The organism is Methylomonas sp. MS20 (assembly GCF_050275925.1).
GTDB lineage: Bacteria > Pseudomonadota > Gammaproteobacteria > Methylococcales > Methylomonadaceae > Methylomonas > Methylomonas koyamae_A.
Genome location: NZ_CP189964.1, coordinates 1 through 12186, shown reverse-complemented (window position 1 = coordinate 12186; position 12186 = coordinate 1). Strand labels below are relative to the sequence as shown.

The following is a 12186-nucleotide window of genomic DNA, read 5'->3' as shown; positions in this document are numbered from 1 at the left end:
GACGGCTCCTGACTCTGGTCGAAACTCGCCACCAATTCGCTCGGCAAAAATCATGGCCATCTCTGGCCAGTCACTCAATCTAGCTATTGCTTCGCGGAGATGCATTTGTCGCCTAAGAGAGTCCATATAGTAACGCTAGCCGTGGGCCGAAGGCGCGTCCCTGCGACCGGAGAGAGCCAACTTGAACGTAAGGTTAGAAGTTTTTATGTAGTTCATTGTCTTTTGCGAATTGACTCATGCGCTTACCAAGTTTGTCAGGGTCTGCCCAAAATGCTCGATCAAGAACATCCAGTTCTTTATCTCGTTTGACTTGAGCTTCACTATCCGTAGCACGCAGAATACTACGCCGTTCGCAGGTATCGGAAGGAACCTCAGCGTCTCCAAAAAACATTTTCTTCGCTTCCGTCAGGAGGGCGAGACTTTTTGATGCACCTATTGCCATTAACCCCTCAACGGCAAACCTAAAGTAATCAGCCGAACTGTTGTGAAAGTATTGATCAAAGCCGCCGTTGTATACCTCGCCGCTCACCAAGTTTGTTGCGAAGTAAAGTTGGTTCCCATGAGATAAACCTGAAAAACCAGTTTCTGTGTTATGGACTTGATCGACAAGCCATTGCCAGTGTTTGTGTTCAGAACTTTCTCGGAATCTCTTGTCTTGCTCGTACCTGATTTTCGATGCATCAATACTTTTCCGATATCCACCTTTGCAGGGCATACAAAGGCCGCCGTTCTTTTCTGCGGTAGAAAGAAGAATGGGCGCTCCGCAGGCTGGGCAAGGAACACGGTCTGACATAGTGTGGACTTCTAACTAGTAATTAGACGATTTATGTATATCATCGGCGACTACAAATAATGGCCGGTAATGATCAATTAGCCGCCATTGGATCAAACTAAGCGATGGACCGCAATGGGTCGAGTCCAGCCGAAGACTACTTTCAATGGCTTGCCCAATAACGGCCCTTCGTTGAGGTCATGGGCGGAAAAAGTCACCGGTATCGCCTAGAACCGGTTTGGCAGGCTGACACCGATCATTTGGGTATTTCGACCAGCGGCTATGGGAGTGACCGCTAGGCCCAAAGGTCCACCAGCGGAATACGCGGCCCGATATGCAGCGATTCAGTGGCCAAGTCCTTGTTTTCATTATAAATACGCTCCGGGAAATTTATGGATTTAACATAATTAATGTTATGCGAATACGCACCAATAGTTAGTGCCAGAGCGTCATGTGCCGTTTTCGCAACGTTGCCCTGTTAACCTTGTCGCGCGAAGCGAGCTGTCAACCGGCATCACGCCGACGGGGCGATCTGGCTCCAATCTCATCCCGAGATGGCTACCGCGTCAAAGACCTGGTCAATGGTAAATTAAGGTCGCTTTTGTCCGTCTCATGGTATGTGTGCCATAAGCAGCGGGATCAAGACCAATAGAGGTCACCCAATGTTCAACTATTCGAGCATATTGCCGCGTCGAAAGGTGTGGCGAATGATGAATTCGACTTGGGAAAAAGGTACTGATCGGATTTTAGTTGCGCCTGACTAATCCAATTGGCCAAAGAGTCTCTGGTTTGTTCCGTTATCTCAAATTGAACTGGTCGATGCGTTTTCTGCTGCATTATCATTGCGCGTGATGATACCCGGCCACCTTGGGCAACGTCGCAAACTTTAAGCTTGACCAAATCGCATCCCCGAAGCTTGCTATCAATAGCGAGGTTGAAGAGCGCCAGTTCGCGGGTATTTTTGGCCATCTGCAAACGAATACGTATGGCCCAAATTTCCTTTAATTTTAGTGGTGACTTCTGGCCAATCAACTTGCCTTTGTTCCAAGGATCATGTTGCGCGTTTTGATTTACTGGGTTCATGACAGTCTCCAAACAGTGGTTTTAGGAGATTATTGTCATACTACCGTGACTAACCCTTTGGAACGGGGCTGATCGGGCCTGACTTGCACCGGCTCAGTTGTCAACGTCCTCGACGGTAACTAATCGGGTTTTTTTCGCCTAGTGCCCGCACAGTGCTAAGCAAGCTTTGCTCATGCCGGATAATGGTTTTGCCGTGGGCTTGAAGCACATAAGGTTGATCGACGATTGACCGAACCGGTTAGGCGTCCTTTATAGTGTTGCTATTAAAGATAATTTCCATCCAGATCGTAAAATGAATGACCAGTATCTTAGCAGTATCGACAACTTCAAAGAATTTACCCTGCCAATGCGGGATGGTGAACTGGTCGATTTTAGGCCTGTCCGGCCTGACGACAAAGAAACTATACAACAAGGCATGCTGGCTTTATCCTTGAAATCGCGCTACTTCCGTTTCTTTTCCCCCATCGCGAAACTATCCGATATCCAGTTGCATCATTTTACAGAAATCGATCAACACGATCATATTGCGTGGATTGCACACGCACATAATGAGCCTGAACATCAGGGCGTTGGGATTGCTCGGTTTATCCGTATTCAGGATCAGCCCACGATAGCCGAGTTTGCTCTGGTAGTCATCGATAGTTATCAACATCGGGGGCTTGGAACTGTTCTACTGGCAATGCTCGATCGGATCGCCAGTAAAAAAGGCATAGAGATATTAAGAGGTTTTGTTCTTGCCGATAACTCAGTCATGTTTAGTTGGCTAAGCAGGCTAGGCGCCAGTGGGGTATGTGAAATTGACCGTTATCGAATGGATTTAACCGTTAATGGGGACTTATTTTCTTTAACGGATTGGATCGAATCGGGGTGACAGGACCGCACCCATAACCGCTACCACATTAGCGATCAGGCGTTTTCCGCAACCAGCGCCCGGAACCAACGGCTTCCCCCCTCAGGGCTTGCCCTCTGCAAATACTTCCTACATTTATATACGCCATCGCTTGGTTTGCCAACTGCAGCGTAAGCTTGGGTTCCTCATTCTCCAGATGTTTCCAGCCACTAAGGAAATAGCTGGAGCGATTTCAGCTTGAAGACATGTAGAGCGTTCACTCCGCCAAAAAATTGCATCGGTGACCGGTCGAAGCTCCTCATATTGCGGACATCCGGTGTATTCCTTTTTCTACAAAGCTCCCTCTAACCTGTAAATCGCATTGATGTGATCAAATGCCCGTTTCTCAAAACTACTAAGCCAGCTTGAGATTGTTTGCTTGACAAAACATAACTACGATTACTAAGATAACACCGTTAAGTAAATAAATGGTGTTTATGAGCATATCCGAACGGCGTGAGCGGGATCGCCTGAAAGTCCGCAACAAAATTCTCGATGCGGCGCGCTGGTTGTTTGCCAGCGAAGGTTACGACGCAGTGACGATGCGCCGCGTTGCCGAGGAAATTGAATATTCTCCCACCACTATTTATCTCCATTTCAAGGACAAGGATGCCTTGATTCGAGAACTGTGCCGGTTGGATATGATGTCGTTGATGCAGGCGATCCAAAACGCTGCCGACGAGCCAGAGCCGCTGGAGCGGCTGCGTAAGACCGGGATGGCTTACGTGACATTCGGCATCGAGTATCCCAATCACTTTCGGCTGATGTTTATGAGCAACCGGCTGCATGAAGTGGAACAACTGGCTGAAATGGGGCACGGCAAGCCGGAGACCGACGCTTACCTGCTGCTGTTGAATACGTTTGAAGATGCCATCGCAAAGCAATTGCTGGCTCCCGAATTTACCGATCCCCATTTGTTGGCACAAGCTTTCTGGGCTGGCACGCACGGCGTCGTCGCCATTCATATCAACCTTTACGGCGACCCCTGGATAGAGTGGCGTAGTGTCGAAGATACCGCCAAAATGACCATTAACGCGATGATCAGAGGAGTGCAACGATGAATCACAAGGTTTTGATGTTCTCGGGTTACGCTAGGTTCGGCAACAGTTTCATTTGTAGCCGAACCTTCTGCGCCCATGCGGTCGTAACCCAAGCGACGCATCTATCGCTAGATTGGCATGCCAAACTCATTGCTATGGCAGCCTTAAGCGCAATTTTTCTGACGGCCTGTTCAGAATCCAAGACGGCCGAGCCCCCGCCTCGACCGGTTCGAGTGGTCGAGGCGCAATACCGGCAAACGGCAACCACCGCCCGTTATTCCGGCGAAATCAGGGCTAGACACGAGAGTCCCTTGGCTTTCCAGGTTGGCGGCAAACTCGTCAAGCGTCTGGTGGACGTGGGAGCGACCGTTGAACGAGGCCAATTATTGGCGACCTTGGATCAAGCCGACGTGCGTTTGGACGAAGCCGGGGCCGAGGCGCAACTGGCCGCGGCGCAGGCCGAGCTGGATCAGGCCCGTAAGGATCTGGGCCATCTCGCCAATCTGCAGGAAAAAGATCTGGCCAGTCCGGCCGCCTTGGAGCGTCGCCGCGACCAGGTTCGTAGCGCCGAAGCCCGCGTCGCTGCCTTGCACGCCTCGTTGGGAAGTTATGCTCGCAAATCCGCCTACGCGGAACTGCGGGCCGACCGTGCCGGCGTCATCACCGCCGTCGATGCCGAGCCGGGACAAATCATCACCGCCGGTCAGGCTATCGTTCGTTTGGCGCAAACCGACGAAAAGGAAGTCGTGATCAGCGTGCCGGAAAACCGCTTACAGGACTTACGTACCGCCACTTCTATCAAGGTCAATCTGTGGGCGCAGCCCGAACAGTTCTACCAGGGCCGGCTCCGAGAGGTCTCGCCGGGCGTGGATGAGGTACTGCGGACTTATACTGCCAAGGTATCGCTCGCCGACGCCGACGCCGGTGTCAGCTTGGGCATGACCGCCACCGTGCATGTACAAAAAGACGACGCACGGCCCGCAGTTAGTCTGCCATTGACGGCACTGAGCCAAGATAACGGTAAAGCGTCGGTATGGGTGTTTGATCCTGCGACCAAAACCGTTAGTCCGCGCGCCGTCACCGTGGCAGGATACGACAGCGAGAATGCCAAATTGATTGAAGGGGTAGTCGAGGGCGAAACCATCGTTACCGCCGGCGTGCATAAGCTGGTTGCGGGGCAGAAGGTACGCCTGTTGGGAGTTAGCCCATGAAGTCATTGAATCTGTCCGACTGGGCCTTGCGCCATCAGTCTTTCATTGCCTATTTGTTGGTGGCCGTCTCCTTGGCTGGAACGCTAGCTTATTTCACGCTGGGACGAGCCGAAGATCCGGATTTCACCATCAGGACCATGGTCGTCAGCGCCGAATGGCCGGGGGCGACGGCGCGGGAGATGGAACAACAGGTGACCGATCGCCTGGAAAAGAAATTGCAGGAGACGCCCTGGCTGGATTACGTGAAGAGTTACTCCGAGTCCGGCCGCTGCTTCATCTTCGTCAACCTCAAGGAATATGCCCCCAATGCACAAGTGCCCGATGCCTGGTATCAGGTGAGGAAGAAACTGAAAGACATCGCCCATACGCTGCCAGAGGGCGTGCGCGGGCCGTTTTTCAACGACGAGTTCGGCGACACCTACGGCACGATTTACGCTTTCACTGCCGACGGCTTTACTCATGCCGAACTAAAGGACGCCGTGGACGACGTGCGCCAGGAGCTGCTGAGAATTCCCAGTGTCGCCAAGGTCGATTTGATCGGCGTCCAGCAAGAGAAGGTCTATATCGAGGCTTCTCACCGTAAATTGGCAACGCTGGGCATAGACCCGATGATCATCGCCAAGACCCTGCGCGAGCAGAACGGCCTGAATCCCGCCGGCAGCATCGACACAGCCAGCGATAAGCTCTACCTGCGCGTCAGCGGCGACTTGAAATCGGTCGAGGCGATACGCGAAATCGGCATCGAAGCCAATGGTCGGCAGTTCCGGCTGGGCGACATCGCCCGGGTTTATCGCGGTTACGCCGAACCCATGACACCCAAGTTCCGTTACAGCGGAGAAGACGCCATTGGGTTAGCGAAAGCCGCCGCGCCGCCTGCCTGGGTTGTGGAATACGAACCAATCGAGCCGATCATGGCTACCCCCTTTTGTGAGCTTGGAGCCTGCACGCTCAAGCCAGTTTTAGCAAAATACCATAAATGACGAAGTGTTTCACAATCGCATCTCTGGTAGCCAGCCGCTCACTTAGCGTACGATTTTTTCCGAATTCTGAGACGACCCCAATTTGCACGGCATAAACAACGCGGAAAGCATCCCCACGGTGGCGCAGAACAATTTCCATAATACCGCTGTCGAAGCCCTTCAACGGTTTCACATTGTCGGCCTTACGCCCTTCCGCCGCGACAGTCAGTGCGCGGTTGGCTTCTAGCTGCACCGGCATGGGAAAATCTTCAAAATCCTTCCGGGCCGCCTTGATCCATGAAATCGGCCTTGTCTTTTCTGTCATACGCGCTCCTTGCTCCGATTATTGTAGTCAGATATGACAACATAATGCAAATTATCCATCAGGAAACTGAAAGCCGATAGCTGGTTTATTGGGTTGGTGTTTGCCAACTGCATTTGAATTTTTTGGGGGTTATGATGGCAATAAACATCATTAAAAACGAACGTTTTTGCTATCCGCTTTAGTTAAAGAAAAGCACTGTGTTTTCAATCCATTTTTGGTTATTATAAAACCTGTTTTTAGGGTTTTCATTACCTTTGATGATTTTATAGGCATTTTAGGCAAATTGATGGCACAAACGATCGGTTATTTACGGGTATCGACCGCAGACCAGGACTTGGAGAAAAACAAGGCAGATATTTTGGTGCTGGCCAATCACCACAATCTGGGTCAGGTCAAATTCACTGAAGAAAAAGCCTCCGGCAAAATCTCCTGGCGCAAACGCAAGATTGCCCAAGTCATCGAAGACCTTCAAACGGGAGATAATTTAGTGGTCAGCGAAATGTCCCGCTTGGGGCGAAGTATGTTGGAGTGCATGGAAATTTTGTCGATTGCGATGGAACGCGGTGTCCATGTCTATTCGGTGAAAGGCAATTGGCGGCTTGACCAAAGCATCCAAAGCAAGATCGTCGCAATGGCGTTTTCCATGGCTGCCGAAATTGAACGCGATTTGATCTCGCAGCGCACAACAGAAGCCTTGCGTGCCAAAAAAGCCGCCGGTATGACGTTAGGCCGCCCCAAAGGGCCGGGCAAGAGCAAGCTCGACCCGTTCCGCCCTGAAATTGAAGCTTTGCTTGCAAATGGCGCAACCCTATTTTTTATTGCCGGTCGATATGGCACCACTTCCGCCAATTTGCGCAACTGGATGAGCAAGCACGGCATCAGTCGGCCTAAACGGGACAGGGTTCGTGCCGCGTAAACGCCTCCCTTTTGAGGTACTGATAGCACTTCAAAACCAACTGGATGCGCTGTCCCCAAGGGATACCCAACGCAAAGACCTTGTTGAGGCAACCTGCGAAGCATTTGGGATTTCGGCATCCACTGTCCGGCGACAATTACGCACGCATCAACTGCCATATTTGACCCACCGCAGCGATTACAATACATCAAGAAGCCTGCCCGCGGTAGACATGCGCCGTTACTGCGAATTGATTGCGGCGCTGAAACTTCGGACGACCAGCAAAAAAGGACGGCGCTTATCGACCAAGGCTTGTATTGGAATCCTCGAAAAGTCGGGCATTGAAACGGCGGAGGGATTGGTTAAAGTCGAATCCGGCCTGCTCAAGCTCAGCACGGTCAGCCGTTATCTGAAACAATGGGGATACGACAACCGCACCCTGACCATAGAGCCACCCTGGACGCCCTTCCAGGCAACCTTTAGCAATGAGTGCTGGCAATTTGATTTCTCGCCGTCAGACTTGAAAAAGCCGGAATTTTTCGGCAAAACGCTAAAAGAGGGTTCGGAATATCTGGCTTTGGCCGGTGTTACCGATGACCGGAGCGGGGTTTGTTACCAGGAATACCATTTGGTAAAAGGCGAAGACGTGATAACCGCGCTATTGTTCCTGTTTAATGCGATGTCCGCCAAGAAGGACAAGAACAACCCATTCCAGGGCATCCCTTCGGTCATTTATATGGATGCCGGCCCGGTGTCTAAAAGCCGGGTGTTCTTGTGGGTTATGAAGCAACTGGGCATCGAAGTGCGGGTACATATGCCAAGGGGCAGCGATGGAAGGCGCACCACCTCACGATCCAAGGGCAAAGTGGAACGTTCTTTCCTGACCATCAAATCTTCCTTGGAAACCCTTTACCATCTCCAGCAGCCGGAAACGCTGGAAGAAGCTAATGCCTGGTTACACAGGTATTTAGAGGAATATAACGCGATGGATCACCGCTATGAAGACCATTCCCGTATGGCGGATTGGCTACAAAATCTGCCGTCGCAAGGGTTTAGGGAAATGTGTTCGTGGGATCGCTTCCGCACTTTCGCCCGTGAACCGGAACAGCGCAAGGCGGACAGCAACGCCTGCGTCGGTATTGACGGCATCCGCTATCAATTAAGCCATGACATGGCGGGGCAAGACATCACCTTGCTTTGGGGGATTTTTGATAACGAACTCTATGTTGAGTTCAATGACGAGAAACAAGGGCCTTTCTATCCTGAAGAGGGGCCGATCCCGTTCGGCAAGTTCCGGAAACACAAAAAGAGCTGCGTTGAGCTAAAAGCGGATCGGATCGGGGAATTGGCAAAAACGCTCAGCTTGCCACGTTCCGCATTGTCCGGCATTAACGGCAGCGACCAAGCCCTGTTGGCCCAAGCCAATATCGTCCAGATGGAAAAACCCAAATCGATGCCATTCGATGACAGCCCATTCCTGCAACCTACCATATTCAAAAACAAGTTGGATGCCAAGACTGCCATTGCAGATTATCTCGGCAAACCCTTGTCCCGGTTGACCGACCTGCAAATAGCCGCCATCAATACGATCCTCGATGAGACATTGGACAAGAAGACGGTGCTGGACAAAATTCGCGCGTATTTTACTTTAAGCTCGGCCGGGCATTCGGGAGGTGACTGATGTACGGTGAAATGATGCAATACTATGGCTTGGCCAAGGATTTGGATAAAGCCGACTACTTTGAGACTGAAGCCTTTAAAAGTGTTTTGCATAGCCTTGAAGCCGCCGTCATGTCAGGCGGCATCATTACCTTGACCGGCATCGTCGGCGTTGGCAAGACTCGGGTTATCCGGCATTTTCAGGATGGCTTAAAGAAAAACAACCAGGTGGTTGTCGCCAAGTCGTTGGCGACCGACAAGCGCCGCGTCAACATTAACACCTTATATGCCGCGCTATTCGCCGATTTGCCCACCCCAAAGGATTTTAAGGTGCCTACCCAAGCCGAGATCAGGGAAAGGAAACTCCAAGAACTGATCCGTAAAATCAACAAGCCTATCGCGTTCTTCATCGATGGCGCCCATGATCTCCATTGGCGCACCTTGATTGCGCTAAAACAATTGATTGAAACCATTGAGGATGCCAAAGGCATCTTGACCATTATCATGGTCGGCCACCCAAAACTGGGCAATGACCTCAACAAGCCGACCATGGAAGAAATCGGTGCGCGGGCTAAATTGTTTAGCTTGGACAGTTGGGGGCAACAGAAACAGAAGTATATCGAATGGGTGTTGACGCATTGCAGCAAACCGAAAACAGCCGTCCATGACATCGTGACCCCCGACGCGATCAATCTCTTGGCGGAACGGCTGATCACGCCGTTGCAAATCTGCCATTACCTGACGCTCGCCTTGATCAAGGGTGCCACCACAGGCACAAAACCGGTCGATGTGGAGATTGTCGAAACCGTATTATCGCCCGACTTAAACACGCTGGAACCCAAACTGGCCCGGCATGGGTATAACACTACGGCTTTGTGCGAACATCTGAATGCCAGGCGGGGCGAAATCAAGGCGTATTTCAACGGACAATTGCCAGCAGCACGGGCTGAGGATTTTAACAAGGAAATCCATAAGCTGGGGATTTTATAAAGCTCGCGCCTTCAATTTATCGTTTATGGGCGTAGGATAGAATCAAATAAAGCGAGAAATCCAACTCGATAAAATCATTTAATGCGAGAAAGAAAACCGCCCTGTGCAATTAATGTGAGAAAAAGTGATTTTATAGAGTCAGTTAATTTGAGATGAAAATGCCGGATAAGTGCAAGAAAAGCCGGTTATGAAATCAAGAAACTACAGTTAGGTACGCTTTATATGACCGCAACGCGTTTGTTTGAAAACTTGACCGTGGGGCTGGCCGACGGCAGCTTGCCGAAACTACGTCGTCAACTGGTTAGTGCATCGTTATTGATCATTGACGATGTTGGTATTGGCGGCGTACCCGCTCAATTAGGGCCAATACTTTTAGAAATCCTGGATCAGCAGTCGATGGTTGGTTCCTTAATCCTCACCAGTCAATATCCAACCAATAAATGGTATGAATTGTTCGAAGACGCCACGGTCGCCGACGCAATTTTGGACCGGATCGTCCATCGGGCGCATCCGATAGAACTCAAAGGAGAATCAATGCGGAAGTTGAAAGGTAAAAACACAGCCTAGAGGCCTAAACCCATTGCTTGCGCATCCTTCAGGCCAAGGGTGTGCAAGTGATGCACCTAGGTGTGCAGATGCTCTGCACTTGGGTGTGCAAGTAAATGCAATTACGCAGTCTACCGTCGAAACCGGAATTGTTCTATATTTGTTCTAATCATGTTGCGGAGCCTATACCCATGTGTGGCCGTTACAGCTTGACCGCAACCAGCGAAGCACTGGCCGAGCATTTCCAGGTGCTGAAGTCGATTCGCATGCAACCCCGTTACAACATTCCGCCCGGCCAGAAAATTCTGAATATCGTCGAGCGCGCCGACGGGACGCGCAAAGCCGTGAATTTGTGGTGGGGCTTGGTACCGCCTTGGGCCAAGGATCGCAAGATCGGCTGGAAATTGAGCAACGCCCGCCGGGAGACCCTTACCGAAAAGCCGGCCTTTCGGGAAGCCGTAAAACACCAACGGTGTTTGATTCCCACCGACGGCTATTTTGAATGGCAAAAGCGCGCGGACGGCAAACAGGCTTTTCACATACACCGCGCCGATCGAGGCTTGTTCGCCTTTGCCGGTCTGTGGGAGCAGTGGAAATCAGGTCAGGAGGCTTTGTATTCCTGCACCATCATTACCACCGCCGCCAACGTCCGGATGCAAACCGTTCACGAACGCATGCCGGTGATTATTCCGCCCGATCAATATCATGCTTGGTTGGACAAAGCCGCCGGAGCCGACACGGTATTGTCGTTACTCGAAAACGATGCTTATGCCGACATCACCCTGACAGCGGTCAGCGATTGGGTCAATAAACCCCAGCATGATGATGCAAAATGTATTGAACCTTCTGCCGAACAAAATGCGCACCATTAGCCTGGAAGTAATCACTGAATTTTCTGACTACAATAATCTCGCGCAATCTCAATCAGGCTAGCAAATTCGTCACTCAACTGCCTTCATCGTCAGGAGCAAACCGATATGAATAAATCTGAACTCATTGATGCCATCGCCAGCCACGCCAAACTGACCAAAGCAGACGCAGGCCGCGCTTTGGATGGGCTTATCCAATCCATTCAATCCGCATTGAAAGCCGGTGACTCCGTCTCACTTATGGGCTTCGGTTCCTTTGAGGCGAAAGACCGCGCCGAACGTAGCGGCCGCAATCCACAAACCGGCGAAGTAATCACCATAGCAGCCGCTAAATTGCCCTCGTTCAAAGCCGGCAAAGGTCTAAAAAACCTTCTTTGAAATTAGCAGTCAGTCGACGAGCAGGATCGACTGACAGTAGATGGCCGGTATAGTGAGCTAGCGACTCCTGTTGCTAACGTTTAAACTTCTTGAAGGCAAGGTACAGACCGAAGCAATAGAACCGCCCATTTTTTCCACTCGTGTTTCTCCAAAGCGGCCAGTAAGCCAAATCGAGGTGTCTAACCGGAAGTCTACATAGCCGCCGTTGGCGATCTCACCCAATCGGCCAATCAGAGACACTCAAGTATTTCAGTGCATGGCGGCTGTATTACAGAAAGCTGTCGTTCAACAAGCCAGGCTTGGCGGCGGAGGCCCCGAGACGCGTCGAATGCACTGCGATGGCCAGTCGACGTTCGCTGCCGCGAATGGTTAGGCGTCATACTCGCCATAATAAATGACTCTCTCAACAATCTGCTCAATGGTTAACTCTTGGTGTGGCTGACTCAATCGCATCCCCTCAACAACCTCAAGCGCGACGAAAACCTCTAAAAAATACTCCATGCCTGGCGCTCTCTCTGCCGCGACCTCACGCACCGGACGACTAAGTTCGCTCTCGGAAAGCTCAAGCAC

At 51.2% G+C, this 12186-nt stretch carries 14 protein-coding genes and 1 pseudogene; 10 read left to right on the top strand and 5 right to left on the bottom strand.

Going from position 1 to position 12186, the window contains the following annotated elements:
• Positions 1 to 193: 193 nt before the first annotated feature.
• From ACQE3D_RS25780 to ACQE3D_RS25770, 3 genes and pseudogenes are all read right to left on the bottom strand, one after another.
• On the bottom strand, positions 194 to 793 hold the full coding sequence (locus ACQE3D_RS25780) for a DMP19 family protein (RefSeq protein WP_313730682.1): 600 nt from the start codon (positions 791 to 793) through the stop codon (positions 194 to 196).
• Positions 794 to 1356: 563 nt separating this feature from the next.
• Positions 1357 to 1855: pseudogene (locus ACQE3D_RS25775) on the bottom strand (tyrosine-type recombinase/integrase); the annotation flags it as partial.
• A gap of 100 nt (positions 1856 to 1955) precedes the next feature.
• Complete coding sequence (locus ACQE3D_RS25770) at positions 1956 to 2081, bottom strand: KfrB domain-containing protein (RefSeq protein ID WP_427551976.1); 126 nt, start codon at positions 2079 to 2081, stop codon at positions 1956 to 1958.
• Between the two features lie 66 nt (positions 2082 to 2147).
• Here ACQE3D_RS25770 and ACQE3D_RS25765 point away from each other — a divergent pair, with 66 nt between their 5' ends.
• The 4 genes from ACQE3D_RS25765 to ACQE3D_RS25750 all read left to right on the top strand — a co-directional run bounded on the left by ACQE3D_RS25765 (position 2148) and on the right by ACQE3D_RS25750 (position 5975).
• Positions 2148 to 2726, top strand: coding sequence for an N-acetyltransferase family protein (locus ACQE3D_RS25765; protein ID WP_427551883.1), 579 nt, complete (start codon positions 2148 to 2150; stop codon positions 2724 to 2726).
• Between the two features lie 455 nt (positions 2727 to 3181).
• On the top strand, positions 3182 to 3805 hold the full coding sequence (locus ACQE3D_RS25760) for a TetR/AcrR family transcriptional regulator (protein ID WP_427551882.1): 624 nt from the start codon (positions 3182 to 3184) through the stop codon (positions 3803 to 3805).
• Positions 3802 to 4995: an efflux RND transporter periplasmic adaptor subunit gene (locus ACQE3D_RS25755; protein WP_427551881.1), complete on the top strand. Its 1194-nt coding sequence runs from the start codon at positions 3802 to 3804 to the stop codon at positions 4993 to 4995. Before ACQE3D_RS25760 ends, ACQE3D_RS25755 begins: the two co-directional genes overlap by 4 nt.
• The gene (locus ACQE3D_RS25750; protein ID WP_427551982.1) at positions 4992 to 5975 is read left to right on the top strand and encodes an efflux RND transporter permease subunit; all 984 of its coding nucleotides are present in this window, start codon (positions 4992 to 4994) and stop codon (positions 5973 to 5975) included. The genes ACQE3D_RS25755 and ACQE3D_RS25750 overlap by 4 nt, the downstream gene beginning before the upstream one ends.
• Here the strand turns inward: ACQE3D_RS25750 and ACQE3D_RS25745 are convergent.
• A complete protein-coding gene (locus ACQE3D_RS25745; protein ID WP_427551888.1) occupies positions 5944 to 6279 on the bottom strand; it encodes a type II toxin-antitoxin system RelE/ParE family toxin in 336 nt (111 codons plus the stop codon). The genes ACQE3D_RS25750 and ACQE3D_RS25745 overlap by 32 nt on opposite strands.
• Before the next feature lie 286 nt (positions 6280 to 6565).
• Between ACQE3D_RS25745 and ACQE3D_RS25740 the strand changes: the two genes are divergently transcribed.
• The 6 genes from ACQE3D_RS25740 (at position 6566) to ACQE3D_RS25715 (ending at position 11616) form a co-directional block, all read left to right on the top strand.
• Positions 6566 to 7195, top strand: coding sequence for a recombinase family protein (locus ACQE3D_RS25740; RefSeq protein ID WP_319960966.1), 630 nt, complete (start codon positions 6566 to 6568; stop codon positions 7193 to 7195).
• Complete coding sequence (locus tag ACQE3D_RS25735; RefSeq protein WP_427551887.1) at positions 7185 to 8855, top strand: IS481 family transposase; 1671 nt, start codon at positions 7185 to 7187, stop codon at positions 8853 to 8855. The genes ACQE3D_RS25740 and ACQE3D_RS25735 overlap by 11 nt, the downstream gene beginning before the upstream one ends.
• A complete protein-coding gene (locus tag ACQE3D_RS25730) occupies positions 8855 to 9823 on the top strand; it encodes an ExeA family protein (protein ID WP_427551886.1) in 969 nt (322 codons plus the stop codon). The genes ACQE3D_RS25735 and ACQE3D_RS25730 overlap by 1 nt, the downstream gene beginning before the upstream one ends.
• Positions 9824 to 10045: 222 nt before the next feature.
• The gene (locus ACQE3D_RS25725) at positions 10046 to 10390 is read left to right on the top strand and encodes an ATP-binding protein (protein ID WP_427551885.1); all 345 of its coding nucleotides are present in this window, start codon (positions 10046 to 10048) and stop codon (positions 10388 to 10390) included.
• Positions 10391 to 10560: 170 nt separating this feature from the next.
• Positions 10561 to 11241, top strand: a complete 681-nt coding sequence (locus ACQE3D_RS25720) for an SOS response-associated peptidase (protein ID WP_427551884.1) — start codon at positions 10561 to 10563, stop codon at positions 11239 to 11241.
• Positions 11242 to 11292: 51 nt separating this feature from the next.
• Positions 11293 to 11616, top strand: a complete 324-nt coding sequence (locus ACQE3D_RS25715; protein ID WP_427501822.1) for an HU family DNA-binding protein — start codon at positions 11293 to 11295, stop codon at positions 11614 to 11616.
• A gap of 369 nt (positions 11617 to 11985) precedes the next feature.
• Here the strand turns inward: ACQE3D_RS25715 and ACQE3D_RS25710 are convergent.
• A partial coding sequence (locus ACQE3D_RS25710) for a hypothetical protein (protein ID WP_427551981.1) occupies positions 11986 to 12186 on the bottom strand: 201 nt, incomplete at its 5' end.

Bases quoted from the DNA above. Each gene is read 5' to 3' on its own strand.
- ACQE3D_RS25780 (WP_313730682.1), bottom strand. From the start codon at position 793: ATGTCAGACCGTGTTCCTTGCCCAGCCTGCGGAGCGCCCATTCTTCTT.
- ACQE3D_RS25765 (WP_427551883.1), top strand. From the start codon at position 2,148: ATGAATGACCAGTATCTTAGCAGTATCGACAACTTCAAAGAATTTACC.
- ACQE3D_RS25760 (WP_427551882.1), top strand. From the start codon at position 3,182: ATGAGCATATCCGAACGGCGTGAGCGGGATCGCCTGAAAGTCCGCAAC.
- ACQE3D_RS25755 (WP_427551881.1), top strand. From the start codon at position 3,802: ATGAATCACAAGGTTTTGATGTTCTCGGGTTACGCTAGGTTCGGCAAC.
- ACQE3D_RS25750 (WP_427551982.1), top strand. From the start codon at position 4,992: ATGAAGTCATTGAATCTGTCCGACTGGGCCTTGCGCCATCAGTCTTTC.
- ACQE3D_RS25745 (WP_427551888.1), bottom strand. From the start codon at position 6,279: ATGACAGAAAAGACAAGGCCGATTTCATGGATCAAGGCGGCCCGGAAG.
- ACQE3D_RS25740 (WP_319960966.1), top strand. From the start codon at position 6,566: ATGGCACAAACGATCGGTTATTTACGGGTATCGACCGCAGACCAGGAC.
- ACQE3D_RS25730 (WP_427551886.1), top strand. From the start codon at position 8,855: ATGTACGGTGAAATGATGCAATACTATGGCTTGGCCAAGGATTTGGAT.
- ACQE3D_RS25725 (WP_427551885.1), top strand. From the start codon at position 10,046: ATGACCGCAACGCGTTTGTTTGAAAACTTGACCGTGGGGCTGGCCGAC.
- ACQE3D_RS25720 (WP_427551884.1), top strand. From the start codon at position 10,561: ATGTGTGGCCGTTACAGCTTGACCGCAACCAGCGAAGCACTGGCCGAG.